General features: G+C 66.9%; 26 protein-coding genes. 12 read left to right on the top strand and 14 right to left on the bottom strand.

Annotation, left to right across the window (positions count from 1 at the left end):
* The 3 genes from WBA11_RS09595 to groES form a co-directional block, all read right to left on the bottom strand.
* Nucleotides 1-466: hypothetical protein (locus WBA11_RS09595; protein ID WP_424520479.1), on the bottom strand; the 466-nt coding region annotated here is incomplete at its 3' end.
* A gap of 212 nt (nt 467-678) precedes the next feature.
* Complete coding sequence (gene groL, locus WBA11_RS09590; RefSeq protein ID WP_424520478.1) at nt 679-2322, bottom strand: chaperonin GroEL; 1644 nt, start codon at nt 2320-2322, stop codon at nt 679-681.
* A gap of 72 nt (nt 2323-2394) precedes the next feature.
* Nucleotides 2395-2688 carry a co-chaperone GroES gene (gene groES, locus WBA11_RS09585; RefSeq protein WP_424520477.1) on the bottom strand — a complete coding sequence of 98 codons (294 nt, stop codon included), beginning with the start codon at nt 2686-2688 and terminating at the stop codon, nt 2395-2397.
* A 174-nt stretch (nt 2689-2862) separates the two neighbouring features.
* Here groES and WBA11_RS09580 point away from each other — a divergent pair, with 174 nt between their 5' ends.
* Entirely contained in the window at nt 2863-3366 is a 504-nt protein-coding gene (locus WBA11_RS09580; protein WP_424520476.1) for a DUF2085 domain-containing protein, read from the top strand.
* Complete coding sequence (locus tag WBA11_RS09575; protein WP_424520475.1) at nt 3356-3856, top strand: hypothetical protein; 501 nt, start codon at nt 3356-3358, stop codon at nt 3854-3856. Before WBA11_RS09580 ends, WBA11_RS09575 begins: the two co-directional genes overlap by 11 nt.
* A 129-nt stretch (nt 3857-3985) precedes the next feature.
* Here WBA11_RS09575 and WBA11_RS09570 read toward each other — a convergent pair whose 3' ends face one another.
* The 3 genes from WBA11_RS09570 to WBA11_RS09560 are packed head-to-tail and all read right to left on the bottom strand — an operon-like array spanning nt 3986 to nt 6114.
* Nucleotides 3986-4567 (bottom strand): hypothetical protein, encoded by a 582-nt coding sequence (locus WBA11_RS09570; RefSeq protein ID WP_424520474.1) that lies wholly within the window; start codon nt 4565-4567, stop codon nt 3986-3988.
* 36 nt (nt 4568-4603) lie between these two features.
* Entirely contained in the window at nt 4604-5761 is a 1158-nt protein-coding gene (gene mutY / locus WBA11_RS09565; protein ID WP_424520473.1) for an A/G-specific adenine glycosylase, read from the bottom strand.
* A 2-nt stretch (nt 5762-5763) separates the two neighbouring features.
* A complete protein-coding gene (locus tag WBA11_RS09560; RefSeq protein ID WP_424520472.1) occupies nt 5764-6114 on the bottom strand; it encodes a hypothetical protein in 351 nt (116 codons plus the stop codon).
* A 14-nt stretch (nt 6115-6128) separates the two neighbouring features.
* Between WBA11_RS09560 and WBA11_RS09555 the strand changes: the two genes are divergently transcribed.
* The 5 genes from WBA11_RS09555 to WBA11_RS09535 all read left to right on the top strand — a co-directional run bounded on the left by WBA11_RS09555 (nt 6129) and on the right by WBA11_RS09535 (nt 11803).
* Nucleotides 6129-7769 carry a BamA/TamA family outer membrane protein gene (locus WBA11_RS09555; protein ID WP_424520471.1) on the top strand — a complete coding sequence of 547 codons (1641 nt, stop codon included), beginning with the start codon at nt 6129-6131 and terminating at the stop codon, nt 7767-7769.
* A 152-nt stretch (nt 7770-7921) separates the two neighbouring features.
* On the top strand, nt 7922-9229 hold the full coding sequence (gene rsmB / locus WBA11_RS09550) for a 16S rRNA (cytosine(967)-C(5))-methyltransferase RsmB (RefSeq protein WP_424520470.1): 1308 nt from the start codon (nt 7922-7924) through the stop codon (nt 9227-9229).
* Nucleotides 9226-9786 carry a DinB family protein gene (locus WBA11_RS09545; protein WP_424520469.1) on the top strand — a complete coding sequence of 187 codons (561 nt, stop codon included), beginning with the start codon at nt 9226-9228 and terminating at the stop codon, nt 9784-9786. Before rsmB ends, WBA11_RS09545 begins: the two co-directional genes overlap by 4 nt.
* A gap of 149 nt (nt 9787-9935) precedes the next feature.
* Nucleotides 9936-11039 carry a PorV/PorQ family protein gene (locus WBA11_RS09540; protein ID WP_424520468.1) on the top strand — a complete coding sequence of 368 codons (1104 nt, stop codon included), beginning with the start codon at nt 9936-9938 and terminating at the stop codon, nt 11037-11039.
* Nucleotides 11039-11803, top strand: a complete 765-nt coding sequence (locus WBA11_RS09535) for a hypothetical protein (protein WP_424520467.1) — start codon at nt 11039-11041, stop codon at nt 11801-11803. Before WBA11_RS09540 ends, WBA11_RS09535 begins: the two co-directional genes overlap by 1 nt.
* On the opposite strand, the gene WBA11_RS09530 is transcribed toward WBA11_RS09535, so the two are convergent.
* On the bottom strand, nt 11790-12749 hold the full coding sequence (locus WBA11_RS09530) for a phosphatidylglycerol lysyltransferase domain-containing protein (RefSeq protein WP_424520466.1): 960 nt from the start codon (nt 12747-12749) through the stop codon (nt 11790-11792). The two genes, WBA11_RS09535 and WBA11_RS09530, sit on opposite strands and share 14 nt — an antisense overlap.
* Entirely contained in the window at nt 12750-14402 is a 1653-nt protein-coding gene (locus WBA11_RS09525; RefSeq protein ID WP_424520465.1) for a capsule assembly Wzi family protein, read from the bottom strand.
* Nucleotides 14403-14523: 121 nt separating this feature from the next.
* On the opposite strand from WBA11_RS09525, the gene WBA11_RS09520 reads away from it, so the two are divergent.
* Complete coding sequence (locus WBA11_RS09520) at nt 14524-15987, top strand: sugar transferase (protein WP_424520464.1); 1464 nt, start codon at nt 14524-14526, stop codon at nt 15985-15987.
* A 52-nt stretch (nt 15988-16039) separates the two neighbouring features.
* The gene (locus tag WBA11_RS09515; RefSeq protein WP_424520463.1) at nt 16040-18052 is read left to right on the top strand and encodes an alpha-ketoacid dehydrogenase subunit alpha/beta; all 2013 of its coding nucleotides are present in this window, start codon (nt 16040-16042) and stop codon (nt 18050-18052) included.
* A gap of 64 nt (nt 18053-18116) precedes the next feature.
* Here WBA11_RS09515 and WBA11_RS09510 read toward each other — a convergent pair whose 3' ends face one another.
* The 6 genes from WBA11_RS09510 to pyrF are packed head-to-tail and all read right to left on the bottom strand — an operon-like array spanning nt 18117 to nt 21929.
* Entirely contained in the window at nt 18117-18623 is a 507-nt protein-coding gene (locus tag WBA11_RS09510) for a hypothetical protein (protein WP_424520462.1), read from the bottom strand.
* Between the two features lie 52 nt (nt 18624-18675).
* Nucleotides 18676-19296, bottom strand: a complete 621-nt coding sequence (locus WBA11_RS09505; RefSeq protein WP_424520461.1) for a hypothetical protein — start codon at nt 19294-19296, stop codon at nt 18676-18678.
* Nucleotides 19289-19834: a DUF4252 domain-containing protein gene (locus WBA11_RS09500; RefSeq protein ID WP_424520460.1), complete on the bottom strand. Its 546-nt coding sequence runs from the start codon at nt 19832-19834 to the stop codon at nt 19289-19291. The genes WBA11_RS09505 and WBA11_RS09500 overlap by 8 nt, the downstream gene beginning before the upstream one ends.
* Before the next feature lie 2 nt (nt 19835-19836).
* On the bottom strand, nt 19837-20571 hold the full coding sequence (locus tag WBA11_RS09495) for a zf-HC2 domain-containing protein (RefSeq protein WP_424520459.1): 735 nt from the start codon (nt 20569-20571) through the stop codon (nt 19837-19839).
* Nucleotides 20568-21074 (bottom strand): RNA polymerase sigma factor, encoded by a 507-nt coding sequence (locus tag WBA11_RS09490; protein WP_424520458.1) that lies wholly within the window; start codon nt 21072-21074, stop codon nt 20568-20570. The genes WBA11_RS09495 and WBA11_RS09490 overlap by 4 nt, the downstream gene beginning before the upstream one ends.
* A gap of 45 nt (nt 21075-21119) precedes the next feature.
* A complete protein-coding gene (gene pyrF / locus WBA11_RS09485) occupies nt 21120-21929 on the bottom strand; it encodes an orotidine-5'-phosphate decarboxylase (protein ID WP_424520457.1) in 810 nt (269 codons plus the stop codon).
* Nucleotides 21930-22090: 161 nt separating this feature from the next.
* Here pyrF and WBA11_RS09480 point away from each other — a divergent pair, with 161 nt between their 5' ends.
* From WBA11_RS09480 to WBA11_RS09470, 3 genes are all read left to right on the top strand, one after another.
* Nucleotides 22091-24130: an acyl-CoA dehydrogenase family protein gene (locus WBA11_RS09480; protein ID WP_424520456.1), complete on the top strand. Its 2040-nt coding sequence runs from the start codon at nt 22091-22093 to the stop codon at nt 24128-24130.
* Nucleotides 24131-24242: 112 nt separating this feature from the next.
* Entirely contained in the window at nt 24243-25676 is a 1434-nt protein-coding gene (locus WBA11_RS09475; RefSeq protein ID WP_424520455.1) for a hypothetical protein, read from the top strand.
* A gap of 55 nt (nt 25677-25731) precedes the next feature.
* A complete protein-coding gene (locus WBA11_RS09470) occupies nt 25732-26979 on the top strand; it encodes a M16 family metallopeptidase (RefSeq protein ID WP_424520454.1) in 1248 nt (415 codons plus the stop codon).
* Nucleotides 26980-26983 lie beyond the last annotated feature (4 nt).

Here is a 26983-nt window from a genome sequence, read left to right as displayed (position 1 = left end):
GGCCGGCCGCAGTCCCCCTCGTCGTTGAACTCGCCGTCAACGTCTCGACGCCGTCCTCGAGGACGCCACACCCGTGCGCCTGGGCGAGAACGTCGGAGTACGGCTCGAGAGAGACGCGGTACGGGCCTAGATCTCCGACCTCGAGGCCGGACACGTAGATCCGCACATCGGGCGACATGGGCGCTTCCAAGGTGAGGCACGCGCCGGCGCCCGTCTCGTCGCTCGCCGAGACGCCCATCGGAGCCTCCGGCGACGTGACGATCACGAACGGAGCGAACGCCGTCGACGTCACCAGCACGACGACTGGCTCTCCGACCTCCAAGCGCGCCGGGATCTCGTCCGACGGCTGGCCCGGGTGGAACGCCGGGTCGTCGGTCGTCAACTCGCCCTCGAGCGTGCTGCCGACCTCGAGGGCAGACCCGCCACAGCCGGCGACGAGAGCGGATAGAAGGATCAAAGCGCGCATGGCGTTAGGGTACGACGGGCTCACGCTCCGAGCCGCTATCCGCGTCCTCGAGGACGTCCGACGTTTCCTGATTCTCGACCTCGAGGACGGTCGCGGTCACTCGACCTCAGGCCAGACGCGAGCTACGAAAAAAGGGCGGCCCTCCGAAGAGAGCCGCCCCGTGGCGTTCCGACCTCGAGGCTGAAGCATCGAGGACGAGGGAGCCGGCTGGATTAGAAGTCCATGCCGCCGCCCATGCCGCCCATGCCACCGCCGCCGCCCATCGGCATGGCGGGCTCCTGCTCCGGCTTGTCGACGATGACCGACTGCGTGGTCAGCAGCAGGCCGGCGACCGATCCGGCGTTCTCGAGAGCGGTACGTGTGACCTTGGTCGGGTCCACGACACCCATCGCGAGCAGGTTGCCGTACTCCTCCGTGCGGGCGTTGAAGCCGTAGTCGTCCTTGCCGTCCTTGACCTTCTGAACCACGACCGAGCCTTCGAGGCCGGCGTTGTTCACGATCATCCGAAGCGGCTCCTCTAGGGCGCGGCGCACGATGCGCACACCGGCGTCCTGGTCCTCGTTCTCGGTGTCGACGTTGTCGAGAGCCGACAAGGCGCGGACGAGAGCGACGCCGCCACCGGCGACGATGCCCTCCTCAACCGCAGCGCGCGTGGCGTGCAGCGCGTCCTCGACGCGGGCCTTCTTCTCCTTCATCTCGGGCTCCGTGGAGGCACCGATCTTCAAGACGGCGACGCCGCCGGACAGCTTGGCGAGGCGCTCCTGGAGCTTCTCACGGTCGTAGTCCGAGGTCGTGTTCTCGATCTGGCTGCGGATCTGGCCGATCCGTGCCTTGATGTCGTCCTCCGATCCCGCACCGTCGACCAAGGTCGTGTTGTCCTTGGTGATGACGACGCGCTGGACCGTGCCGAGCGAATCGAGGGTCGCGTTCTCGAGCTTGTAGCCCATCTCCTCGGAGAGGAGCGTGCCACCCGTCAAGGTCGCGATGTCGCCCAACATGGCCTTGCGGCGATCGCCAAAGCCCGGGGCCTTGACAGCAGCAACGCGAAGCGTGCCACGGAGCTTGTTGACGACCAGCGTGGCCAGAGCCTCGCCGTCGATGTCCTCGGCGACCAACAGAAGCGGCTGACCGCTCTGCGCCACCTTCTCGAGCACGGGAAGGAGATCCTTCATCGCGCTGATCTTCTTGTCGTGGATCAGCACGACCGCGTTCTCCAGGACGACCTCCATGTTGTCCGGGTCCGTCACGAAGTACGGGGAGAGGTATCCGCGGTCGAACTGCATGCCCTCGACGGTGTCGAGCGACGTGTCCGTGCCCTTGGCCTCCTCGACGGTGATCACGCCGTCCTTGCCGACCTTCTCCATCGCCTCAGCGATCAAGTTGCCGATCTCCGAGTCGCTGTTGGCCGAGATGGTGCCGACCTGAGCGATCTCCTCCTGGCCGCCGACGTCGCGGCTCTGCTCACGGAGGTTGGCGACGACGGCCGTGACGGCCTTGTCGATGCCCCGCTTGAGATCCATCGGGTTCGCACCCGAGGTCACGTTGCGAAGACCCTGCGTCATGATCGCCTGGGCGAGCACCGTGGCCGTGGTCGTGCCGTCACCGGCGACGTCCGACGTCTTGGAGGCGACCTCCTTGACCATCTGCGCGCCGACGTTGGCGATCCGGTCCTCGAGCTCGATCTCCTTGGCGACCGTGACACCATCCTTGGTGACGGTCGGAGCGCCGAACTTCTTCTCGATGATGACGTTGCGGCCCTTGGGGCCGAGGGTCACCTTGACCGCATCAGCGAGAGCGTCTACGCCCACCTTGAGCTGGTTGCGAGCTTCCGCGTCGAATGTGATTTGCTTAGCCATGTTTTCTGTTTTTGGTTCTTTAGAATGTTGTCTGCTTGAGAGCCCTCGAGGTCGTCCTCGAGGACGGGTCCGTTAGTCGTTGACGACGCCCAAGATGTCCGACTCGCGCATGATGAGGACATCCTCACCATCGAGCTGGATCTCGGTCCCGGCGTACTTGCCGTAGAGGACCGTGTCGTTCTCCGAGACGGTCATGTCGACCTTAGTTCCGTTCTCGACCTTGCCCGGCCCGACGGCCACGACGGTGCCGCGCTGCGGCTTCTCCTTGGCGGTGTCGGGGATGTAGAGGCCGCCGGCGGTCTGGGTCTCGGCTTCCTGGGGCTTGACGACGACGCGGTCGCCGATCGGCTTGATCGATGCTGCCATGAGTGGGTTGGGTTGGTGTGATGAGAGAGGCGCGAGGCCTTTAAGTCATTTTAGCACTCGCGCCTTGAGAGTGCTAATCCTTCTATCGTCCCGCGACGCGATAGGTCCATCGACACGGTTAAGAGACTGCTAAGCATCACGCATCCTCGTCCCGTCGACGCCGTAGGTTTCGACATGCAGACCTCGAAAACGTCCATCGGCTGGCTGATTGCGACGGGAGCCACGGCGCTCGTGATCGTCGCCGCGGCGCTCCCGCCCGTCCTCGATGACCCGGCCTCGGGATTGTTGCATCACGCGTTCTCGAGCATCTGCCACCAGCTCCCCGAGCGGTCTATCCACGTCGATGGGCGAGCCGTCGCGCTCTGCCACCGCTGCACGGGGATGCTCCTCGGTCTCTGGGCAGGGCTGTTCAGCGCGATCGGTCTCCGACCCATTGGCTCCGCCGGCCGTTCGGCTCTCGAGGACGTCCGCTCGAGCCGTCAAGGATTGTGGCTCGTGGTCTTCCTTGTCCCGACGGCCATCGACTGGGCGCTCGGCGCCGGTGGCGTTTGGGCCAACACGCCGATCAGCCGGATGCTCACCGGTGCCGTTTTCGGTGCCGCCGCCGGTCTAATTTTGGCCGCGAACCTGCTGGCTCCCCGTCCTCGCCCTGATCTCGTCCCGACCCATGCCGTCTAAGATTCCCTCGATCACTCTCGGCGCCGCCGTCTACACCGTCGCGGCGCTGTTCACGGGCTTTGTCACCATCCAGGGTGGGACGTCAGCCCAGTACGTGACGACGCTTCTCTGCTGCGTGTCCGCCTTGTTGGGACCGGCGGTCGCCGTCTGGCACTACACGACGACTCATAAGCTGACGCTCGCCGCTGGCCCAGGTGCCGGGCTCGGTGCCGCCGCCGTGGTCGCCGGCGGTCTCATCAGCTACGTCATCACACTCGGGCTACAAGCGCTCGGATTCTACCCGTCGAACGCCGAGATGATCGACCGCCAACGGGACCAGTTGCTGGCGCAGGGCCTCGAGCCCGATCAGGTCGAGGGCGCGCTCCAGATGGCCGAGATGTTCTCCGGCCCGCTCGGCGTCGTCGTGAACGTGATCGTCGCGGCGGTGATCGGTGCGATCGGAGGCGCAATCGCTGCTGCCATCTTCAAGCGTGGGCCGGTTGACGGCTAGAGCCAAACTCTCAGCCGTTTCGGGCCGTCGCGTCGAAGCGGCCGAAGCCGGAGCGCACGGAACCGAGCCGTAAGCCTCCGGCAGCGACCTCGAGGCCGCATTGCACCGAGACTCCGGGGCAGGGAACGTCTACTTGGACTTGTGCCGGCCCCCGCGCTCGCCGAACACCGTCTTGTACACGAACGCGTCCCGCGCCGCCATCGGGTCACGCATCCGCGAGTGCCAGGACTCGACGGGCTTCGATGAGCGCGTCGGCTTGAGGTCATGTGGGTCGTAGCTCCTCGAGCGCGATCGAGGACGCTGAGAGAACGGCGCGGACTGCTCGAAAACCTCCTCGGAGAGCGGGTTTTGGACGCCGAAGCCATGCGATTCGTGATCGACGGGCTTGAGCGCGTCGAACGAGCCCTGGTGTGCGGAGAACTCTTGGGGCCGAGTCGCGATCGGCCTCGAGGGCGCGGTGACGACCGGCTCCGGCTCGGGAGCAGGTTTGGGCTTTTCGTCCTCGAGATTATTGGCCTCGGCGAGCGACTGCTCGAGCTGTTCGAGGAACGACTGGAACGGCGACGGTGACGTGGCCTCGGGTCGCGCGCCGATCTCCGTCGGGTTCGCGGCTCGCTCACGCTGCTGCTTCTGCTTCGCCTTCCGCCTCCCCGCGAGGAGGTAGTAGGCCGCGATAAACAGTAGGGGGAGGAGTTCGACGAGTGCGTCCATGAGGGACCGTACGGATGAACAGGTGAGAAGGTGCCGCTAGAACAAACGCGGAGCTCGGACCCGGTCGCGAAGCGCGTCGATCACGTGCCGGTTGGCGCGCGGGAAGGCGTAGTCCTCGAGCTCGTCGAGCGTCACCCACCGCCACGGCTGGCCCGTCTCGGTCGTCGGCTCGCCCTCGAGGATGCGGCACCGGAACGCGTGCATGGTGATGCGGAAATGAGAGTACGCGTGCTCGACGCGAGCAACGGGCGGACCGACGGCGACCTCGATGGAGAGCTCTTCCCTGAGTTCGCGGGCGCAGGCGTCCTCGAGGGGTTCGCCGGCCTCCTGCTTGCCGCCCGGAAACTCCCAGAGCCCTCCCAGCATGGCATCTTCGGGCCGGCGCTGGATCAGGACGCGCCCATCATCGTCCTCGATGACGCCGACGGCGATCGTGTAGTGCGGGACGGGCGCGCGCTTGCTCTTGACCGGAAACGCCTCCGGCGTGCCGAGCGCTCGGGCCTGGCAGATCTCGGCGAGCGGGCAGTGTCCGCAGGCGGGCGACTTGGGCGTGCAGATCGTGGCGCCCAACTCCATGACGCTCTCGTTCCACCGTCCCGGTTGCTCGGTGTCGAGCAGGTCGTCGGCCAAACGCTGGAGCGCCTTTTTGGTCGGCCCCAGGCGGACGTCGTCCTCGAGGGCGAAGGCCCGAGACAGGACGCGGATCACGTTTCCATCCAGGACGGCGAGCGGCACGCCGTAGGCGAGGGACAAGACGGCGGCCTCGGTGTACGGCCCGACGCCCGGCAGGGCGCGGAACGCGTCTCGGTCGCTCGGCACGACGCCGTCGTGCTCCGACGTGACCGTCTGGGCGGCGCGGTGGAAGTTGCGCGCGCGGCTGTAGTACCCGAGCCCCTCCCACAGCTTGAGCACGTCGTCGAGCGGCGCCTGCGCGACGTCCTCGATGGTCGGGAACGCGTCGATAAAGCGGAGGAAGTACGGCGTCGCCGTCTCGACGCGCGTCTGCTGGAGCATGACCTCGGAGATCCACACGCGGTACGGGTCGCGCTTGCCCTCGAGGTCGGTTTCCCGCCACGGCATCGGCCGTCGGGCCGCGTCGAACCACTCCGGCAGGCGCGTCTGGAACGCGTCGAAAGCCGTCAGGCCGGCGGAGCCAACGAACGCGGAGACCTCGAGGTCGGCCACCGACGGCATCGCTACGGGGTGATCTCGACGAGGAGAACGACGGGCTCGGACGCCGAGCCTGGGATCAACCGGCGCAAACGGACCGGCAACGTGCCGCGCTCGCGCTCGAGCGTGCGCCACATAAAGGACCGGTCGACGAGCCATGACAGCGCCGGCGCGTTCACCACTTCGTATTGGACCTCAGAGCCGGCGACGCGAGCGGGGAGCGACACGATCAGCGTCTCGCCGGCGCGGACCGTGTAACGCAGGGTGTCCGCGCTAGCTTCAGCGCTCGGGTACGCCTGGACCACCTCGTGCCGTTGCTCATCCGTCTCGGGCGCTTGGGCGATGACGAGGGCGAGTCCCAACAGTGATGCGAACACAGATTCGACGTGAGGTGCGGAGAAAGCTACGATCTGTCGTGGCGGCGCTCGGCGTGGCGGCGTCGCTCGTGGCCCCCAACGCGCAGTCGGTCGTAGTTGTTGGGCCGGACTCGACCTGGACCGAGGCCGCGGCGTCGACCGGCAACGCCCTCGCGCGACTGGTCGACCGCGGTCACTTGTCGGCGCGGCTCGACTCCACCGTCCGCGACACGGCGTACGTCTTGGAGGGACCGGTCGCCCGCGTCCAGAGCATCGAGGTCGTCGGCGGACCCGACGTCGTCCTCGAGTGGGAGACCCTCGAGGGCGAGCCGTTCTCGGCCTCCGCGCTGCGCCGCGACCTCGAGACGTACGCGTCCGCCCTCGCCCGTCTCGGCTACGCGGACGCCGTCGTAACGCCCGTGCTCGAGGTCGACGCGTCGCAAGTCGCGGTCACCGTTCAGGTGGCGACCGGCGCCGCCCTCGAGGTCGTCGGGGCCGAGGTGGCAGGAGGAAGGAGTCCGGCCCGGTCGTACGTGTCGAGGCGGACGGGTTTGTCGGCGCCTCGCGCGGTCGCGGACGTCGACCTCGAGGGCGTGCGTCGATCCTTGGTCGCGACGGGTCTCTACCTCGAGGTCGGGAGCCCGGTCATCGCGCGGGACCGTGACGGGAGCTTGGTCGTGCAGGTGCCCGTCGTCGAGGCGCCACCGGGATTGTTCGACGTCGTGCTGGGGTACCTGCCGCCTGCTGGAACAGCAGGAGGGAGCGTGGTCGGGACCGGCCGCGTGGACCTGCGGAGCCCGTTCGGCGACGGGCGGACGGCGAGCGTCGAGATCGAGCGGACGCCAGGCTTGGCGTCTACGTTCGGCGCCCACGTCGCGGACCCGTTCGTCTTCGGCACCCCGCTCGGGCTGGGCGCGGCGTTCTCCGGCGAGTCCCGCGACTCGACGCTGTCGCGGCAGCGCTTGGCCCTCGAGGCGACGTACTCGATCGAGGTCGGGATTGACGTCGTCGCGACGCTGGCGCGCGAGTCGGTCCGGCCTGGCACGTTCGGCGCGCGCGAGGTGGAAGGTGTCCCCAAGATCCGGCGCTCGGACGACGTGCTGTTCGGAGCGGGTCTCGTCGTGTCGCGCGTCGACGGACTCGTGAGTCCGCGGAGGGGCTTGACGTTGTCGGTCCTGGCCGAGCAGGGGCGCCGAGCCTCTAGCGAGACCTTCGCGGCCTCGAGTGAGCGCCGGCGCCTGTCGTCCCGAGTTCGCACCTACGTGCCGCTCTCCTTGAGACAGACAGCGGTCGTCGGCCTCGATGCGACCGTCACGCAGGCGCCAGCGGGCGCCGATGGCCTGACCGATGAGGGCGACCTGCTCCGTCTCGGGGGCGCGTCGTCGTTCCGGGGCTACGACGAGGACCAGTGGCTTGCCCGGTCGTTCGGCCGCGCCGTCCTCGAGTACCGCTTCCGCTTCGACGAGGTCTCGTACGCGTTCGCGTTCGCCGATGTCGGCGGGTTTGACCGTCCCGCGACGCCCGGCCTCGAGGGCGAGCGCCGGACGCTGGCGGGGTACGGCTCGGGGCTGCAGCTTCGGACCGGCCTTGGGGTCGCGACGCTGACCTACGCGCTGAACCCGGATCTGGGGTTGTCAGAAGGGAAGATCCACGTCGGACTGCGGGTCGGGTTGTGAGGGTGGAGGAGGGCAAGTGGAAAGGGGTACGGGGCCACGTCCGATGAGCGTCCTCGAGGTTGGGCGGGAGACGTGGATGATCCGCCCTCGAGGTCGTTTCCTCCCCGCTCGCTACTTGCCTGATCCCCCTTGCCGCTCTGGTAGCTTGCGGCATGTCCAAACCGAACGCGCGCGTCTTGGCGGTCCACCGCCTGCTGAGAATCGAGACCGACGGCGCGTACGTCGCCCGGCTCACGGAGTCCGACGTGCCCGCCGACGTGTCCCGCCAAGCCGTCAGCCTGGTCGCCGGCGTCACACGACACCGGCGGTGGCTCGACTTCTTGTTGAACGGCCTCGTTCGAGGACGGTTGACCGACCTCGACCCGGAGCTCCACCAGGTTCTTCGGATCGGGGCCTACGACCTGGTGGTCCGGGACAAGGCGTCGCACGCGGCCGTCAACGAGGCCGTTATTGCAACAAAAATACTGCTCCACAAAGGCGCCGGCGGGTTCGCCAACGGCGTCCTCCGATCCCTCGACCGGCTCAAGGGCAAAGGGCTTCCCGAACCCGCCACCGGCGACGTCGCCACGGACCTCGCCACTCGGCACTCGCACCCGACGTGGATGGTCCGACGGTGGCTCGAGACGTGGGGAGCCGACGAGACGCGACAACTCCTCGCTTCCAACAACGCACCGGCCCGGTTCACGCTGCGCGCCGCCGCCCTCGAGGTCGACGCCTTGCTCGAGCGGCTCCAAGAGCTTCACGTCGAGGCCTCGCCCTCTGAGTGGTCCCCGGACTTCGTCGAGGTCGAGCGGTTGCAACCCGTCCTGCGGTCTGGGCTCCTCGAGGACGGCTCGTGCGCCGTGCAAGATGTGGCCGCCGGTTTGGTGGTCGACGTCCTCGACCCGCAGCCGGGCGACCGCGTCCTCGATGCCGCTGCGGCTCCGGGCGGAAAGGCGCTGTACGCGGCCAAGAAGATGAGAGGAGAGGGGACCGTCGTCGCCCTGGATGTGACCGAGGCCAAGACCGCTCTTATTCGACGAGCTGCCCGCGCCCAAGGCGTCGACCTCGAGGTCGTCACCGGCGACCTGACGACGTGGCGAGACGACACCGGGTTCGACCGCGTCCTGCTCGACGCGCCGTGCTCAGGCACCGGCGTTCTGTCCAAGCGGGCCGACCTCCGGTGGCGCCGGACGCCGTCCGACCTCGAGGACCTGGTCGCCTTGCAAGACACGCTCCTCGACGCCGCCGCGGTTCATGTCCGCCCCGGAGGGTTGCTCGTCTACTCGACGTGCTCCATCGAGGCCGAGGAGAACGAGGGCCGCGTCTCAGCATTTCTCGAACGAACTCCCGACTTCGCCCTCGAGCCCGTCGGTGATGCCGTGCCGTCCGACCTCGAGGACGACGGCTTCTACCGAGCCCTGCCGCATCGCCACCACACCGACGGCGCGTTCGCCGCTCGTCTTGGCAGATCCTCATGACCGACCAACTCGCGCAGATCGCCGAGACCTACCGCGACGCCCAGCGCCGTCTCCACGCCCTCGACGCTCGCATCGACGACGAGACGTTCAACGCGAAGCCGTCCGAGAAATCGTGGTCGGTCGGGGAGTGCATCGTCCACCTGAACACGATGGCAAAAGGGTATCTGCCCGTGTTTGACGCCGCCCTCGAGGACGTGGACGCGCCGAAAGCTGATGGTCCGTTCCGATGGGGGTGGTTCTCGAGAAAGTTTATCGACATGATCCGGCCCGGCACACGGCCGATCCCGACGGCGGGCGCCATGAAGCCTCCGTCGACGACCGGTCTGAGGTCCGAGATCGATCGGGAGCGAGCCGTCTCGCGCTTCGACTCCGACATCGCCCGCTATCTCGAGATCATCGAAACGTCCGACGGCCTCGATCTCGCGGCCATACGAGTGGCGTCCCCGTTCCTCAAGCTGATGCGCCTTCCCCTCGGTGCGTTTCTCGAGGCGATGGGCGTTCATGCTCAACGTCACATCGCCCAGGCCGAGCGGGCCGCTGACGCCGCTGCCGGGTAGCCGTCCCCAAGGTCGAGCCGTCGCCGCGGAATCCTCACACGGTGGAGCGGCACGTGCCTTGCAGGCTCCGCGGCAATGACCGAGCTTGTCCACCGTTCCACCACACCCCCGAGCGTCTGCAGACTGGTACGTCGTCAACTTCCGACTCTATGACCGTCCTGCAGCCCCGCGTGTGGTTCGCGCTCCTCCTCGCTTTCGCCACGACGGCGTCGGCCCAAACCGTCGACCTCGATGGGGACGACGGTGGCGGCAAGTATGGCGCCGAGTTCCTGGCGGGAGGCGTCGGTGCTCGGGCGCTTGGGATGGGCGGCGCCTACGTCTCGCACGCGAACGATGTCACGGCCGGGTACTGGAACGTGGCCGGGCTCAACGGGGTCGCTCAGCCCCAGGCGGCCTACATGCACGCCGAGCGGTTCGACGGGGCGGTCTCGTTCGACTACGCCGCGATTGCGTATCCGCTGAACAGCCGCTCGACCGTCGCGATCTCGTTCGTCCGCTCCGCCGTCGACGACATCGCGAACACGTTGCAGGCGTTCGATCCGGTCACGCAACAGCTCAACCCCGACGACGTCACGCTCTTCTCGGCTGCCGACAACGCGCTGTTCGTGTCCTACGCGCGCGGCGTGAGCGACAAGCTCTCGGTCGGAGCCACGGCCAAGGTGGTCCAGAGAGGTATCGGTGACTTTGCCGACGCATGGGGCTATTCCCTCGACATCGGTGCCCAGCTCGATCTCGGGCGCATCCAACTCGGCCTCAACATGCAGGACGCGTTTGGGATGGTCCAATCGTGGTCGGTCAACGACGAGCTGTTCGCGTCTGTCCCCGAGGAGAGCCGCCCGCAAGGACTCACCGAGGTCGTCCAGCCCGTCGCCCGGCTCGGCGCGTCGACGCTTATCCCGCTTTCCGAAGACATCGGCTTCACCGCCGCCGCCGACCTCGACCTCGGCTTCGACGGCCAGGCTGCCAACGTCCTCGACGTGGGCGACGGCGCCGTCTCGTTTCGTCCTCGATTTGGAGGCGAGCTCAACTATCGCGACGTGCTCGCCTTCCGAGCCGGCATCGCCGACGTGACGACGAGCGAGGCCTTCGGGACCCAGGTCACGCCATCGGTGGGAGCCGGCGTCCGACTGGGAGCCTTGCAGGTCGACTACGGATTCGGAGACTTTGGAGGGTTGGCGAGCGAACTCGGTTACGCGCACCGCGTCTCCCTCGCGTATCAGTTTGGAGGACGGGGGCTTACCACAGGGATGTAATGGGACGTGACGACCGCGACGGACTGCTTTTGAGCGTGACGATCCACGTCGTCGTCCTCTTCCTGCTCGCCGTCGCCGTTCGCCTCCCTCCGGACGCCCTCGACGAGGACTACCCGCCTCAGCTGATGGCCATCGAGTTCGGCCCGGCCCCGACGCGCCCGGTCATCACCGGTCCGCCCGAGCGCGCCGAAGCCGGCCAGGCTGCCGACTCGCGCCAACAACTCGAGACCGAGCGCCCGACTCCGCCGGCACCGACGACCGCCCGCATCCCGGACCGTCCTCAAACGCCGCCGCGCACTGCTGATCCGCTCCCTCGGCCCGTTCAGTCGAATGACGCACGGCCGTCCCGTGTCAATCCGCCCTCGAGGGCGACCACTCCCGAGCGCGACCCGACGCCGCCCCAGCAGACCGAGCCACGTGAGGGTGGAGGCTCCTCCCAGGGCGCCGGCAACCGCGACGGAGAAGGCGACGGCCCCGGCTCTGGCTCCGGGGGCGACGCTCCCGTCGAGGTCGGATTTCAGTTCGGAAACCGGACCTTCGACTGCCCGAGCGCTCCCTTCGCAGGCGTCGAGGGCCAGGTCGACCACCGCGTCACGTTCGACCCTCGAGGTCGCTACGTCGCCGACCGCCCCGTGACGCGTAACGGCGTGCTCAACGATGCCGTCCGTCGCGTCATATCCCGGTGCCGTGCCCAGCCGTTGCCGCCCCAGGCGCGACAGGTCAACCAGACGACGGTCGCCTCCTTCCGCTTTACCGCGAACTAGCTCCCAGGCGCCTCGCTTCCTCGAGGACGGCGTCGCCGAGTGCGCGGGCCACGAAGCGTGTCGGGCCCCTCGACGAGGAGAACGCCGCGGCGACGGCATGGAAGGTCAGGACGTTGATCGGCCGCCCGTCTGTCACCAGCCACAGCGGCCTCCAATAGTCGGGGACGAACTTGGCCTTGAAACGCTCCAGGCCTTCGAAGTTGTAAAACCGCGTGGCGTGAGCGCGGACCCAACTCAGCAGCGCCCGGACGAGCGGACCGGGACGTTCGGTCGACAGCGGTGCATAGCTCGACAGCGGAACCATGCCGAGCGTGAACGTCGAGTCGTGGGGCAACGACCGCACGGCAGCATCGAGGAGCATCGCCGCCGTCCCGTTCGGAGCGCGGCGGTGCTGGATGATCCACTCGATCAACGCCTCGTCACCCGGCACCATCGCGAGGTAGCCGACGGGCTCGCCCTCGAGGACGGCGACGTGGAACGTTCGCGGACCAGGCGCCTGGAGGACGTACGGGTTGGCCATGAACGAGAGCGGTGGAAGCCCTCGGCGGCTCAGCCAGTCCTCGAGGATGGTTCGTAGCTCAGCGGAGGCCGAGACTCGAGCAGAATCCCACTGCTCGACCTCGAGGCCCTTGTTGCGAGCCCGTGCGATCTGCGCACGTACCGACCGTTTCGACGACACGATCTCGTCCCACCTCGAGGACGACCAGACCGGCTCGGCCCCAATCACGATTGAGGGGCGACTCCCGTCGATGAACTCAGGAGACTCAACCGCGAACCACAGAACGCGAGCATTTTCCACCGCTGCCGCCCGCTCGAATGCCACCACGTCGTTCGTCCTCGAGGACGAGGGGAGACCCGCAGCGACCCACACCTTCCCGAACGATCGGACGGGCGTGTAGCGGACGACGGCTCCGTCGTCCCCACGCCACTCTTGGAGCGTCGGCACCTACGGACGCACGGCGAGCCCGAACCGGACGAACACGTCGTTGGGCCGGTCGTCCCAGAACTGGGCATCGGCAAACAGCCGGAGCGCCACACCGCGTGCGGGCTCGACCTCGAGGGTGCCCTGGAAGCCCGGTCCCGAGAACACGTCGCCGGCGAGAAAGCGCTTGGTTCCGTCCGCCGGCGCCCGGCCGTCGTTGACGTCGCCACCGATGTTGGTCGCCTCGCCCGTCACGGGGTCGACAGGGTTGCGCCCTTGACGTCGGTACCGCGCCGCCACGCGTCCTCGAGCGCGAAACGGCAGCCACGCCTGGACCCCCGCGAGCCACTGATCCGCGTTCGGTCCGATCGGGTGCCCGAGCCCGAAGTCGTTGTGGACGTACGAGTTGAAAAAGAACCCGTCCTCCTGAAATCGGTGCGTGTACGTGTAGGGCTCGATGCGGGTGTACTCGCCGAAGGCCGTGACGCCTGTCGAGGCGACAGAAAGTTGGACCCCTCCCTGAAGTCCCCACTTGTTACCGTAGTCGCCGTCGCCCAGTGTCGAAGTCGCCAGGTCGTCGACGAGCCAGGTGCCGTAGGCCTCGAGGCCGCGGAGAGGGCGGACCGTGCCCTCCAAGGTGAACAGGGCGTTGTCTCGGTCCCACAACGCGTGCTCGGCGGCCTCGACGGGGTAGAGAGGGTTGAGGTAGGCGATCTCCGGTCCTCGGCGTCCGTACACGACGGCCTCGGTGAACGCGGCGCTGAACCACCCGAACGGCTGGACCTCGAGGCGGTGCATCGCGAGGAACCGGTCCGGGCTCTCGAAAAACAGGTCTCCGTCGTCGGTGATGACCGTCCTCGAGGGCGAGCTGAGCGCCGCGTGGATGGCTTGGACGGTGACGCTGCGTGTCTTCAGGCCCAGCCGGACGAACGGCAGATAGTCGGCGTTGTCGGTGAGCAGCATCGGGGCGTCCGCGCTGGCCCCGAACCGGAGGCGCTGGTTGGCGATCTCGGCCGAGAACGGCCCCTCAACGACGCGCAGTGAAGCCGACGTCTGGTCGAACGGCCCCTGCACGTTGGTCGGGTCTCGGGCGACGAAGTACAGCGGCGCCAAGCGAGGGTCGGCCAGCAGGACCGACGCGTCGCCACTGACTTGGACGCCGTTGATCGTGCTCGTGTACAGCCCGACGGTGTTGCGCCAACTCGCTTCAAACGTCAGCCGTGCGCTGCGAGACAGGCCACCGGCGTCGACCGGGCCTTCGGACGACCGGTTCTCGACGGCGCCCTCGCCCCAGACCGACACTCTCCAGTCGTCGTTGCGTGTGTATAGAAAGGTCCGTTCGGCCTCGAAGTCGAGAATTCCCGCTTGGCCGTCACCGACGTAGCTGTGGACGCGGTCGAGCGGTTCGAAAAACTCGCGCCTGAACTGGTCTAGCCAATACCGGCTCGATGCGCCGAGGTCGCTGCTGCGGGTGGCGAGGCTGTCGAGGTGCTGACGGACGGTCAGCCGGTCGTACGGGAGGGTTTCGTGGCGGTACTCCGGAAGATGCCCGGCGACTCGCTGATCGGCCATCCACTCGTACACGCGATGCTCCGCCGGCACGATCTCGGGTTGACCCTGGAGCGGGGCCGACGCCGCGATCGTCCAGGTGAGAAGCAGGAACAGCGCGCGAGACATGCCGGAAGCTACCGAGCGACCTCGAGGTTGCTTGCGCCAACAGAATGGGGGGTCTAGATTGGCACGGTCACCAGCCCGCATTCGTTCGAGACTTCCGCTACGCGCCCCTTCGCTCGTCTGATTGTCTCGTCGAATTGAGATTTTCGCCCTCACGTGGGGCGACGCCCTCGCCAGCGCGCTCGCGCTCACTCTCGTCGCCCGTGGGGCGTCGGCGTGGAACTGGCTGCCCACTCCGTTCGGGCTCCAACTCGTAGGAGCTGCGGCCGTCGTCATTGGCTGGAGTGTCCTGTTCGCGTTTTCCGGTCTGTACGGAGAGCGGTACGCTCGAGGTCGGCTCGACGAGCTCGTCACGCTCCTGAAGGTGATCTCGTTCGGCGGTCTCGCGCTGTTCTTCGGCCTGATCGTCGACCGCGTCGACACGGCGGACCTGAGGACGGCCTTCGGCGCCTATGCAGCCGCTCAGTTTGTCGCTGTCGGCGGCGTGCGGTTGGTGATCCGTAGCGTTCAAAAGGCGCTCGTGGTGAGGGGGTACGGCCGACACCGCGCCGTGGTCGTCGGGTGGTCCGACCGTGTGGAGACGCTGTATCACGACCTAGCCGAGTACCCGGCCGCCAACATCGAGATCGTCGGGGCGGTCCGCCTGCGCGACCCCGTCCACGTTCCGGTCCTGGCGGGAGGGGAGTCGGAGACGATCTCCGAGCGGTTTCCTGGTGGGGATGCGCTACCTGTCGGTGCCGTCGAGGTGACGCCGTCAGGTGCTCCCGAGGCCGCGGTCGCCGAGCTTCCCGGACTGATCGACCGGCTCGGTGTTCAGGACGTGTTGATCGCGCTCGGCTCGGACGACCACGAGACGCTGGACCAGGTCTTGCGGGTGTGTGACGGCAAGCCCGTCACGCTCAAGCTCGTCCCCGATTTCTACGCGGCCGTAGGTGGGATGGCGCGGACGGAGCACACCTACGGCCTGCCGTTGATCGAGGTGCTCCCGGAGCCCATCCCGGTGTGGGAGCGGCGCACCAAGCGGCTCGCGGACATCGCCGTCAGTGCCCTGGTCCTCGTGGTGGGGATGCCGCTGTGGTTCATGATCGGCCTCGCCGTGCGGGCGTCGTCGCAAGGGCCTGCGATCTATCGGCAGACGCGGGTGGGCCGGGACGGCAAAACGTTCACGATGCTCAAGTACCGGACGATGGTCGACGATGCGGAGCGCGAAACGGGACCCGTGTGGGCGGAGAGGCGAGACTCGCGCGTCACCCGTCTCGGACGGTGGTTACGCAAGCTTCGGATCGACGAGATGCCGCAGTTGGTCAACGTCCTTCTCGGACACATGAGCCTGGTCGGACCTCGACCCGAGCGTCCCTACTTCGTGAAACAGCTCGTCACCGAGATTCCGCTCTACAGTCGTCGCCACAGGGTCCAACCGGGTCTGACCGGCCTGGCGCAGGTCCAGTGGCAGTACGACGACAGCCTCGAGAGCGTCCGCCAGAAGCTGAAGTTCGACCTGTTCTACATCGAGACGATGAGCCTCGGCCTCGATGCGAAGATCCTGTTCCAAACGATTAGGACGGCATTGGCAGGGCGCGGGCACTAGATCGGGAGAAGATCGGCGGAGGGGGTAGACCCATCGCCCTCGAGGACGGACCTTGCGCGGTCCCCTCCCCAGATTCATGGAGTCCCAATCGCTCGCTGCTCCCGTGTCCGACTCTGACGCGCTCGACTTGTACCGCGCACTGCGGTTGCCCCGTGCCGTCGAGGACAAGATGCTGCGGCTGATCCGGCAAAACCGGCTCTCGAAATGGTTCAGCGGGTACGGCCAGGAGGCAATCGCGGTCGGATGCGCGTGGGCTCTCGAGGAGAGAGACTGGCTGTTGCCGATGCACCGGAATCTCGGCGTGTGGACGACGCGCGGATTGCCGCTTCGGCCTTTGTTTTGCCAGTTGATGGGCAAAGAGGGCGGCTTCACAAAGGGTCGTGACCGGACGTTTCACTTTGGTCACCCCGACAAAAAGATCGTCGGGATGATCTCGCACCTCGCGGCCATGTTGCCCGTGGCCGACGGGCTCGGCCTGGCGTCGCAGCTTCGCGGAGAGGACGCCGTCGCACTCGCGTTCACAGGAGAGGGTGCGACTCGGGAAGGAGACTTCCACGAGGCGCTGAACCTGGCCTCGGTCTGGAAGCTGCCCGTCGTGTTCGTCGTCGAGAACAACGGGTACGGGCTGTCGACGCCGACGTCTGAGGCCCTACCGGTCGAGGACATCGCCTCCGCGGCAGCCGGGTACGGCATGCCGGGCGTCGTGGTGGACGGGAATGACATTTATTCCGTTATTGCAAGCGTCAATGCTGCAGCCGCGAGGGCACGGGCAGGGGATGGCCCCACGCTTCTCGAGATGAAGACCTTCCGGGTCCGCGGCCACGAAGAAGCGAGTGGGACCAAGTACGTCCCCGACGACTTGATCGCCCAGTGGCAGGAGCGCGACCCGGTCCAGCGCTACCGCGACCACCTCATCGAGGACGGCGTGGCCCCCGCCGACCTCGACGCGATCGACGCCGCCCTCGAGGCCGAGATCGAGGAGGTGGCCGAGTGGGCGCTGACCCAGCCCGAGGTCACGAGCACGGACGCCGACGAGCACCGAGACGTGTTTGCGCCCTCGACCTCTAGGCCGACGGCGCACCGGGGGCCGGAGACCCCGGACGTCCGCTTTATCGACGCGATCACGGACGGCTTGGGCCGCGCCCTCGAGGCCGACGACACGACCCTTCTGATGGGCCAGGACGTCGCCGAGTACGGGGGCGTGTTCAAGGTCACGGCCGGTTTCCTCGAGCGGTTCGGAGCCGACCGGATCCGCAACACGCCGATCATCGAGAGCGGAGCGCTCGGCTGCGCGCTCGGCCTCGCCCTCGATGGGTTCCGGCCCGTCGTCGAGATGCAGTACGCCGACTTTATCACCTGCGGCTTCAACCAGATCGTCAACAACTTGTCGACGACGCACTACCGGTGGGGGGCCAAGGTGCCGGTCACCGTCCGAGCCCCGTTCGGTGGCGGGATCGGTGCCGGTCCGTTTCACAGCCAGAGCCCGGAGGCCTGGTTCTGCCACGTCCCGGGTCTAAAGGTGGTCGTGCCTGGGACTCCGGCCGATGCGAAAGGGCTACTTGTTTCGGCCATCGAGGACGACAACCCAGTCCTGGTCTTCGAGCACAAAGCGCTCTATCGGTCGATGCGAGGCAGCGTCCCGGACGGCGATTACCGCGTCGAGATCGGCAAAGCTCGCGTCGCGCGCCAGGGAGCGGACTTGACCGTCGTGACGTGGGGTGTCGGCGTTCGGTGGGCACTCGATCTCGCGACGAACCTTCAAGACGCCGGCGACCTCGAGGTCGTGGACTTGCGCACGCTCGTGCCATGGGACCGCGAGGCCGTCCTCGAGTCGGTCAAGAAGACCGGGCGCTTGCTGGTCCTCCACGAAGCGGGAAGGACCGGCGGGTTTGGCGCCGAGGTCGCGGCCGAGGTCGCACAGGAGGCCTTCCACGACCTCGATTCGCCTCCGGTCCGTGTGGGCGGCGCGGACCTGCCGATTCCGTTCTCGAAGGCGATCGAAGCCGAGGTCTACTCCGCGCAGGCCCGCCTCGAGCAGGCCGCGCAATCACTTCTCGATTTCTGACCACACACTCGTCTGCATTCGTCCTGCAGACGAGCTCGACTGCGGGGCACGTCACGAGTCAGGATCATGTCTCGATCGTCGGATCCTCGTCTGGTACGACCTGGGTGCCTTCGGCAGCGTCCTCCGGCTCCTCATCGAGTGCGCCGTAGGCGAGCTCGTAGCTGCCAGATTCTCCGGGCTCGAAGCTTGTGACGATGACGGTCCACTCACCGCCCTCGCTTGCTTCCAGGATGGCCTTGGTCATGGACGTGTTCTCGAGCGCCGAGTCGTCGACGTCGGTCTGGACACCCGTCGGGCTGATGACCATGATGTGCGGGTCGAAGTCACCCGACACGACCTCCGCCTTGATCCATTGTCCCTCGCGGGCGAGGATGTTGTACGAGTCCATGAACTCGCCCGTCTCTAGCGTTACGTCTCCTGCTACCAGGGTCCCGGAGGTCTCATCGAGCTGAGGTACCGGCTCCTCGATCGGAGTGCTGATGTCACCGAGGTCGGCTTCAGTGTCAGCCGAGTCACCGCAAGCGGTCAATGTGAGAGGGAGTGCGAGTAGAAAGAGGGCGCGCAGCTGCATCCTGGATTGAGGTGGGCGTCCCAAAACATACGCGGCACGTCAACTCCCTGGATCACATCGGTGTCTCTCCGCTCGCGTTTCTCCCGGTCGAGCCCTCAGCGACGACCTCGTCGGGTTCGGGCTCTTTGAACAGGACCTCATCGATTAGCGATGACGGCGACCAGGTGTCGGCGGCCTCGAGGACGAGTTCGGTGAGGTCTCCGGACAGCTTGGTCACCACTAGGTCGTCGGTCGAGACCACGACGGCGAGCAGGTCTCGGAGCGCGTCGCCGTCCTCTCGGTACAGCACCCACGCCGTCCCGGACGTGTCTCGAATCGTCGCGAGCCGATACCAGCCGTCCTCCTCTCGGTAGTCGTCCAACGCGCTCGGTGGCGACAGATAGCTCAGGTCGGTGACCCCACGAATCGAGTACAGGGAGACCTGCGCGACGCGTACGTGCCTCGCCAACCGGCGCCCGTCTTCCGTCGACTTCGGCGCGAACATCCGGGCGAAGAATCGACCCGTACCGATCAGGCCACGACCTGCCGACACAGAGAGGCCTCTGACCACGTCGACCGAGGAGTCCCGCTCGAGGTCGCGGGCGATCTCGTGACCGACGCGGCCGGTCTCGAGGGAGACGCACCCGCCGAGAGCGACGAGCAACACCGAGACTGTCAGGAGCGCCCTACTCATCGTCGTCGCTGTCCAAGTCGTCCTCGAGGTCGATGCGGGCGAAGCGCCTGCTGAGGGCTCCGATCTGGGCAGGGTCGATGGTCCCGTCGATGTGGACCATGACGGCCGTGTCGTCGTCGGTGGAGAGGGCCAGAACCGCGAGCCCGTCTAGGACGTCGCCTTCGTCGCGGACGTAGACCCACACGTCGCCGTCGTTGTCGGGGTCGTCGGGGAGAGAGCGAACGCGGACGATGGTGGACCACCCGTCGTCCTCGAAGCGGTCGCCGACGAGGCTGAGGCGCTCGAGGTCGACGAGCCGCTGGTCGACCGGCGAGGAATAGATCCGAACGACGACCGATCGGATCCCATCGAGCATCAGGGCGGCTTCTGGCCCTTCGGCGCGCGTAGCCTCGGCGGCCAGGCGGATGAGCGAGCCACGAAGGTTGACTTCGACACGAGGCTCGGAGTTAAAGAGGTCGTCCAGCTCCTGCGTGGTGATGGGCTGGGCAAAGACGGGGGCCGACAGGCTCAAAGCGGTGGCGAGAAGTAAGGCGCGCATGGTTAAAAGGGGAGTGTTTGGTCGATGGTGGAGGCCACGGTCCCGGCTTCAGATCGAACGGCGTGGCGGGCTCGGTCTTGGACGTCTGCGACGAGGCGGAAAGCCAGGGCGAGGTCGCGCTGCGCCTCAGCGATTTCAGCGTCTGTCGGCATGTCGTCCTCTCGGAGGCTTTCGTCCTCGAGGGGAGCGTCGCGTTCCGTCGGGTCCTGAGATGCCTCCGCGACCTCGAGGGCGGGCGGCTCGGGGAGGGATGGGGCGGGTTGAGAGAGCGGTGCGGGAGCGGCCGGTTGTGGTGCCGGCGCCGGTGCCTCGCCGAGCGCGTCTGGAGACGCGGAGTCCTCGGTCGGGGCGCTCTCGGGAGCGACGGGCGTCTCGTCCTCGAGGACGGCGGGAGCAGCAGACACGACCGCGATGTCCGGCCTCGGTGCGTCCGGTCGAAGGAGCAGAGTGGCGGCGATCGCGCACAGAGCGAGGACAGCGATCCCAGACCCGACGACGCGCCGCGAGTGTCGTGTCGGCCGCGAGGCCGCTCGGTCGGGCGCCCGACGCGTTTGGCGTAGGGCATCCTCGACGACGACGGGGGGGCAGGGGACGTCGCGCAATGACGTGAGCTCTGGGAACGCCAGGGCGTCCTCGCACGACGTGCAGTCGACCGCGTGTGCCTCGAAGGCGTCGGCCTCGGCGGGGGAGAGTCTGTCCTCGAGGTAGGCCTCGAGCGGGGAGCAGTCGGTCGTCATGGGACCAGGTCGGGGGCGGCGGCGGTGAGTGCAGCTCGGGCGCGTCGTCGGGCGCGCATGAGGTACACCTTGAGGGTGTTGAGCGGGAGGCTGAGGGTGTCGGCGATGTCGGCGTAGCTGAACCCCTCGATCTCGCGCAAGACGAGGATGGAGCGGTACGGCTCGTCGAGGGAGTCGACCGCGCGCTCGAGATTGGCACGCAGTTCGGAGACCTCGGCGTGCCGGCTCGGCCCGAGGTCCGCGCTGGCAGGGTCTGAAATGGGCTCCTCCCATCCCGGCGTCGGCCGGACGGAGCGCCGGCGCCGCAGGTCGAGGGCCGCGTTTCTCGCTACCCGAGCCGCCCACGCCGAACGCCGTTCGGCGGGGACGTCCCCGATCTTCTGCCAGACTTTGACCAGCGCGTCTTGGGCGGCGTCGGCGGCGTCGTCGGTCGAGCCGGACACGCGTAACGCGACTCGGTAGACGAGGTCGGCGTGTTGGCGTACGAGGGCGTCTGGGCTCATGGGAAGAGATCGGTCCCCCTCGCCACGGATCGCGCGTGACAAAGGTTACACCGACGCCTTGGCGATGGCAGAAGAGAGCGTTTGGGCCGCGCGGGCGGCAGCTTCTGCAAAGTCGGCGCCCGTAGAGGCGTAGATGATCGATCGGCTCGAGTTGATCAGGATCGGTCCATTCGCATTTGCGACCATGACCTCATCGAGAGACCCCCCCTGGGCTCCAACTCCGGGCACGAGGAACGGCACCGCGGGGTGGCGGGCTCGGAGACTCGACAGCACGTCAGGGCGGGTCGCCCCGACGACAAAACCGATCTCGCCCTGGGCGTGCTCGCCAGATCGTGCCGCAAGGTTTGCCGTGCGGTGATAGAGCGGTTCGCTGTCGACCTCGAGCTGTTGGAGGTCGGCCCCGCCGGGGTTCGAAGTCGCGACCAGAGCGAACGCGCACCGTCCCCGATGCTCGAGGAACGGGAGGAGGCTGTCAGAACCCATGTACGGCGCGACGGTGGCGGCGTCGCCCTCGAGGACGTCGAACTGAGACGCGGCGTACTTGCGGCCCGTGTTGCCGATGTCCCCGCGCTTGCCATCGAGGACGAGGAGCCTCCCGGTGGAGCGGACCGCTGCGCACACGTCCTCGAGGACGTACCAACCGTCGCGGCCTAAGGCCTCGAAGAACGCGAGGTTGGGCTTGAAGGCGGCGGCCAGTGACGCACATGACTCCGTTATTGCAATACAAAACTCAACGACTCCCTTTGCCCCTTTTAAGTGCGAGGGGAGCCGGTCGAGGTCGGGGTCCAGCCCCACGCAAAGGGGGGAGCCGACCTCGAGGACGGCGGCGTCGAGGCGGGAGGCGAAGGAGGTCATGCGCGGCATCACGGGTCAGGAGATCTCTAATGAACCCTCCGGCGTAAGAGGTGTGCCCGCCGTTCGAACTCTCGACTCCTTCGCGTCTGGAGGTGCCGAGATCGACCGAGTGTCGGCTACATTCGACGTCTCTAGAAAAGCGCTTCCAGACCCCAACCTCTATGTCCGTTCTCTCATCCATGAAAGGTGTCTCCGCCCGCGATCAGCAGATGATCAAGGAAGCCGAGACGATGCTAGGACCCGAGCCGGACGAGATGGGCTTCATCAAGAACCTCTTCTGGGGGCGCGTCCGTGAGGAGCTGCTGTTCCCGTACCCCGAGGTCTCGGTTGACCAGAAGGCCAAGACCGACGCGCTCGTCGCTGAACTCGAGGCTTATCTCGACAACGAGCACCCGTCGATCATGATCGACCAGGAGCAGGTGATTCCCGAGTGGGTGATCCAACGCTTGTTCGACATGGGCGTGATGGGCATGACCGTGCCGGAAGAGTTTGGTGGTCTCGGCCTCGGAGTGGCCGCCTACAACCGCGTCCTCGAAGCGATCGGTCGCCGGTGCGGGTCGACCGCCGTTATGGTGTCGGCGCACCAGTCGATCGGGTGCAAGGCCCTGATGCTCTTCGGGACGGAAGAGCAGCAGCGCGAGTACCTCCCGCTCGTCGCCCGCGAGAAGCTGTCGGGGTTCTGCCTGTCGGAGCCCAACGTTGGTTCTGACGCGGCGGGGCAACGGACGTCGTGCGTGTGGGACGAGGACGAGCAGGTCTACATCTTGAACGGCGAGAAAAAGTGGATCACGTCCGGTGCGTTGTCGGGTTTGCTGACCGTGATGGCGAACCAGACCGTGACGGATCCGAAGACGGGGAAGGAGAAGAAGGGCGTGACGGCGCTCATCGTGACGCCTGACATGGACGGCGTCAGCTTCTTCCAGAAGAACCGTTCCAAGACCGGGATCCGCGGCACGTGGCAGGCGCGCATCCGCTTCGAGGACGTCAAGGTGCCTAAGGAGAACCTGTTGCACCGCGAGGGGCAGGGTCTGAAGGTGGCGCTGACGTGTCTGAACTACGGCCGTTGCACACTTTCGGCGGGCGTCTCCGGCGCGGCTAAGCAAGCGATGGAGCAGGCGACGAAGTGGGCCGCAACGCGCTACCAGTTCCAGCGCCCACTCGCCGACTTCGAGCTGGTCCAAAAGCGGATCGCGGAGATGCACGCGCTGACGTTTGCGATGGACGCGATGCTGTACTCCGTCTGCGGCATGCTCGACCGCCACGACCGCGATATCATGGTCGAGACGGCGGCCTGTAAGTACTTCTGCTCCGAGGAGGGGTGGAACGTGATCGACTCGGCCATGCAGATCATGGGCGGCGAGGGCTACGTCACAGAGAACGAGTTTGACCGCCTGTGGCGCGACAACCGGATCCACCGGATCGTCGAGGGCTCGAACGAGGTGATGCAGTCGTTCATCTTCGCCTACGGCGGCAAGCAGCTCGCCGAGTACATGCTGGGCCTGCTCAACACCGTCCAGTGGTCGGACGAGGAGACCGTCGGAGAAAATGCGACCCGCATTTTAAAGGGCGCCTTCCAACCACAGACCATCAAGGCCGGCACGCCGATCGCGACCGAGATCTTCCTGGGCAAGAAGGTCGCGAAGCCCGAGGTCAGCCGCGTCCACCCCTCGCTCCGTTCGTTTGCCGATCGGCTCGCGAGCCACGTCCAAACGCACACGCGTGAGTTCAAGCTCGCCTCGCGTCGTCTCGAAGAGAAGATCGTGACAGCCCAGGTGACCCAGGCCAGACTCGCTGACAACGCGGTCCTGATGTTCGCCTGGTCCGCCGTCCTCTCGAAGCTCGACCAGCAGCTCGCGGAGGGCGCGACCGGTGAGAAGTGGGAGCGCGACAAGCTCGCTGGCTTGCACTTTATGCACATCGCTCACGAGCGGATCGTCGCCAACGTCAAGGCCTTGACGGTCAACTCGGACGACTCGATGCGCCGGGCTGCCCAAGCCGCCCTCGATTGGGTGGAGACGCTTCCGAACGAGGACTTCTACATCCAGGAGGCCTCGCCGATCGCAGCCGACACGGGGCACCCGGTCCAGGAGGCGTACATCAAGCAGTTCCCCGAGCACGGTGAGCCGTACACGCCTCGTCCCGACGACTCGGCCTCGATGGGCGACGGGGCCGTCCTCGACGCGACGGCAGCGTCGGCGTAGTTCACGACGGTCCTCGAGGTCGCGACCTCGGGGCTGAATCCCTCTACGGCCTCGAGGACGAACCGGACCTGCTCCGCTCGCGTCCTCGAGGTCGGTTTCGTTTCTGACCACTATGATCCGCGTCCTCGCACTCGTTTTCCTGGTCACTGCGACCGTCTCTGCCCAGGACCTCGGCGAGACCTCGTTTGAGAATTCCGGCCTCGAGGTCGCGCAAGAGCCGTTTCTCCGCGGGCTTCTTCTGCTGCACTCGTTCGAATACGTGGACGCCCGCGACGCCTTTCAAGAAGCGCGGAGGTTGGATCCCGACTTCGCGATGGCCGCCTGGGGCGAGGCCATGACGCACAACCACCCCATCTGGCAGCGACAGGATCGCGACGCTGCGCGAGCCGCCCTCGAGGACGTGGACTGGAGCGGCGCGAGCGAGCGCGAACAGGCCTACGCAGCGACGCTCGACGTCCTGTTCGGGGAAGGCGACAAAGAGGCCCGCGACGACGCGTATGCCGAGGCGATGGAGGACCTGGCGATGAGGTACCCCGACGACCTCGATGCTCAGTCCTTTTATGCTCTTGCGCTGCTCGGCACAGCTCACGAAGGGCGCGATTTCACCGTCTACATGAAAGCCGCGGCCGTCGCCGAGGAGGTGTTCGATGTCAACCCGCGACATCCCGGAGCGGCGCACTACCTCATCCACGCCTACGACGATCCCGTCCACGCGCCACTCGGACTTCGGCCCGCACGCGTGTACGCGGACGTCGCCCTGGCCGCGAGCCACGCGCTCCACATGCCGAGCCACATCTATCTCGCACTCGGGATGTGGGAGGACGTCGCCGAGATGAACGAGCGCAGCTACAGAGCGGCCAAAGCGGGATCGGACCGACGCGGAGAGGCGCTGAACGGTCATGGGTGGCACGCGCTCTGGTGGTGGCACTACGCCACGACGCAGCTCGACCAGCAAGGGGAGTCGGCCAGGCTTCTCGAGATCGCGAAGCAGCACGTCCGCGACGATGAGGACGGGTCTACGGCCATCGCCCACGTCGCCCGGATGGCGTCCGCCCACGCGTCTGCCTATGGAGACGTGACCGCCCTCGATGATCCTGCTCTCGCACCAAGCGCCCTCGAGAGTGTTGGCCTGACGACGCGAGCGATCCGGTGGCTGCCAACGGTCGTCGACTGGATCGAGGCCGAGCGCCTCGAAGACGCGAGTGCATGGGTCGAGCAGTTCGCCCTCGAGGTCGACGCGTCGGAAGACCCGTCGTGGACGGTCCGCTCGGCGCTGGCCCAACTCCAGGGCCGTCTCCTGATCGCCCAGGGCGCCCTCGAGGACGGCCTCGCTCGTCTCCAGCACGCCGCCGCCCTCGAGGCCGAGGCGCCGCTCACGTTCGGTCCCCCGGCTCCCGTCGTCCCGTCGAACGAGGCGTACGGGCACGCGCTCCTCGAGGCCGGTCGCGACCTCGAGGCCGAGAGCGCGTTCCGCGCCGTCCTCGACCGGGCGCCGAATCGCCGACAGGCGGTGGCAGGAGTCGACGCAGCGCGCAGCGGCCGATAGCGCGAAGTCGCCGTGGGTGTGGAACACCCGCTCGCGTTCGGGATAGGCCGCGCCTATGGCTACTCAACTCATTCCTGAGACCGGCCGGACGGTGCTGCCGAGCGGGGTCCGCGTCCTGACGGAGACCATCCCGTCGGTTCGGTCTGTCGCTGTCGGGGCCTTTGTGGACGCCGGGAGCCGCGACGAGCGCGAGGACCAGGCCGGGATCACGCACTTTATCGAGCACATGGTGTTCAAGGGGACGCGTCGACGGCGCGGGTACTTGATCAACCAGCGGATGGAGTCCGTCGGTGGGTACCTGAACGCGTTCACATCGAAGGAGCAGACGTGCTTTTACGCCCGCGGATTGACGGAGCATCTCGGACGCGCGCTCGAAACCGTCCTCGACCTCGTGACTCAGCCCACGTTGCCCGCGCGAGAGCTCGAGAAGGAGAAAGACGTCGTGATCGAAGAGATCAAGATGTACGAGGACGCGCCCGAGGACCACGTGTTCGACTTCTACGAGCAGGCGCTCTACCCCGAGCACCCGCTCGGCAAGCCTGTGATCGGGACGCAAGACAGCGTCAGGTCGTTTACGCGTGAGGCGCTCGTCGAGTACATCGGACGACATTACGTGCCGGACCGGCTGGTCGTGTCCGTTGCCGGCAACGTCCGCCACGAGGACGTCGTCCGTCACGTCGAGCGGCTGTTGGAAGGGTTCGACAGAGGTCCGAACCCGTCCGTCCGTGACGCGCCGTCTGGATACGATCAGGCCGAGGTCCGTGTCGAGCGGCCTATCCAGCAGGCGCACTTGGTGGTCGGCACAAGGGCGTTCGGGGCTCATGACCCGCGTCGAACGTCTCTGTCGGTCCTCAACACGATCCTGGGGGGAGGCATGTCGAGCCGACTCAACCAGAACATTCGTGAGAAGTACGGCTGGTGCTACTCCGTGTACTCGTTCGTCAACGTCCAGGCCGACTCGGGGGACCTCGGCGTTTACATCGGGACCGACGCCTCGAGGCTGGACCGGTCCAAAGTTCTGATCGAACGCGAGCTCGCGAAGCTCGCCGAGACGGCCGTCAGCCCTCGGATGCTGACCCGTGCCAAGCACCAACTAAAAGGCTCTCTCATGCTCGGCCTCGAGAGCACCTCCAACCGAATGCAAAGGGTGGGACGAGTCGAGTTGGTCCACGACCGCGTCGTGTCGATCGAGGAGATCGTCGCTGAGGTCGACGCGGTATCGGCCGATGACGTCAGACAGGTCGCGTCCGATTTATTTGCGCCCGAGCGGCTCAGCACCGTAGCTCTCATCCCCTCCGACTAACCAT

The organism is Rubrivirga sp., assembly GCF_049648075.1.
Lineage (GTDB): Bacteria > Bacteroidota > Rhodothermia > Rhodothermales > Rubricoccaceae > Rubrivirga.
This window is presented reverse-complemented; position numbering and strand designations above follow the sequence as displayed.

Excerpts from the sequence above, each read along its gene's own strand:
- groL (WP_424520478.1), bottom strand. The coding sequence starts at position 2,322 with ATGGCTAAGCAAATCACATTCGACGCGGAAGCTCGCAACCAGCTCAAG.
- groES (WP_424520477.1), bottom strand. The coding sequence starts at position 2,688 with ATGGCAGCATCGATCAAGCCGATCGGCGACCGCGTCGTCGTCAAGCCC.
- WBA11_RS09580 (WP_424520476.1), top strand. The coding sequence starts at position 2,863 with ATGCAGACCTCGAAAACGTCCATCGGCTGGCTGATTGCGACGGGAGCC.
- WBA11_RS09575 (WP_424520475.1), top strand. The coding sequence starts at position 3,356 with ATGCCGTCTAAGATTCCCTCGATCACTCTCGGCGCCGCCGTCTACACC.
- WBA11_RS09570 (WP_424520474.1), bottom strand. The coding sequence starts at position 4,567 with ATGGACGCACTCGTCGAACTCCTCCCCCTACTGTTTATCGCGGCCTAC.
- mutY (WP_424520473.1), bottom strand. The coding sequence starts at position 5,761 with ATGCCGTCGGTGGCCGACCTCGAGGTCTCCGCGTTCGTTGGCTCCGCC.
- rsmB (WP_424520470.1), top strand. The coding sequence starts at position 7,922 with ATGTCCAAACCGAACGCGCGCGTCTTGGCGGTCCACCGCCTGCTGAGA.
- WBA11_RS09545 (WP_424520469.1), top strand. The coding sequence starts at position 9,226 with ATGACCGACCAACTCGCGCAGATCGCCGAGACCTACCGCGACGCCCAG.
- WBA11_RS09540 (WP_424520468.1), top strand. The coding sequence starts at position 9,936 with ATGACCGTCCTGCAGCCCCGCGTGTGGTTCGCGCTCCTCCTCGCTTTC.
- WBA11_RS09535 (WP_424520467.1), top strand. The coding sequence starts at position 11,039 with ATGGGACGTGACGACCGCGACGGACTGCTTTTGAGCGTGACGATCCAC.
- WBA11_RS09525 (WP_424520465.1), bottom strand. The coding sequence starts at position 14,402 with ATGTCTCGCGCGCTGTTCCTGCTTCTCACCTGGACGATCGCGGCGTCG.
- WBA11_RS09510 (WP_424520462.1), bottom strand. The coding sequence starts at position 18,623 with ATGCAGCTGCGCGCCCTCTTTCTACTCGCACTCCCTCTCACATTGACC.
- WBA11_RS09505 (WP_424520461.1), bottom strand. The coding sequence starts at position 19,296 with ATGAGTAGGGCGCTCCTGACAGTCTCGGTGTTGCTCGTCGCTCTCGGC.
- WBA11_RS09500 (WP_424520460.1), bottom strand. The coding sequence starts at position 19,834 with ATGCGCGCCTTACTTCTCGCCACCGCTTTGAGCCTGTCGGCCCCCGTC.
- WBA11_RS09495 (WP_424520459.1), bottom strand. The coding sequence starts at position 20,571 with ATGACGACCGACTGCTCCCCGCTCGAGGCCTACCTCGAGGACAGACTC.
- WBA11_RS09490 (WP_424520458.1), bottom strand. The coding sequence starts at position 21,074 with ATGAGCCCAGACGCCCTCGTACGCCAACACGCCGACCTCGTCTACCGA.
- pyrF (WP_424520457.1), bottom strand. The coding sequence starts at position 21,929 with ATGACCTCCTTCGCCTCCCGCCTCGACGCCGCCGTCCTCGAGGTCGGC.
- WBA11_RS09480 (WP_424520456.1), top strand. The coding sequence starts at position 22,091 with ATGTCCGTTCTCTCATCCATGAAAGGTGTCTCCGCCCGCGATCAGCAG.
- WBA11_RS09475 (WP_424520455.1), top strand. The coding sequence starts at position 24,243 with ATGATCCGCGTCCTCGCACTCGTTTTCCTGGTCACTGCGACCGTCTCT.
- WBA11_RS09470 (WP_424520454.1), top strand. The coding sequence starts at position 25,732 with ATGGCTACTCAACTCATTCCTGAGACCGGCCGGACGGTGCTGCCGAGC.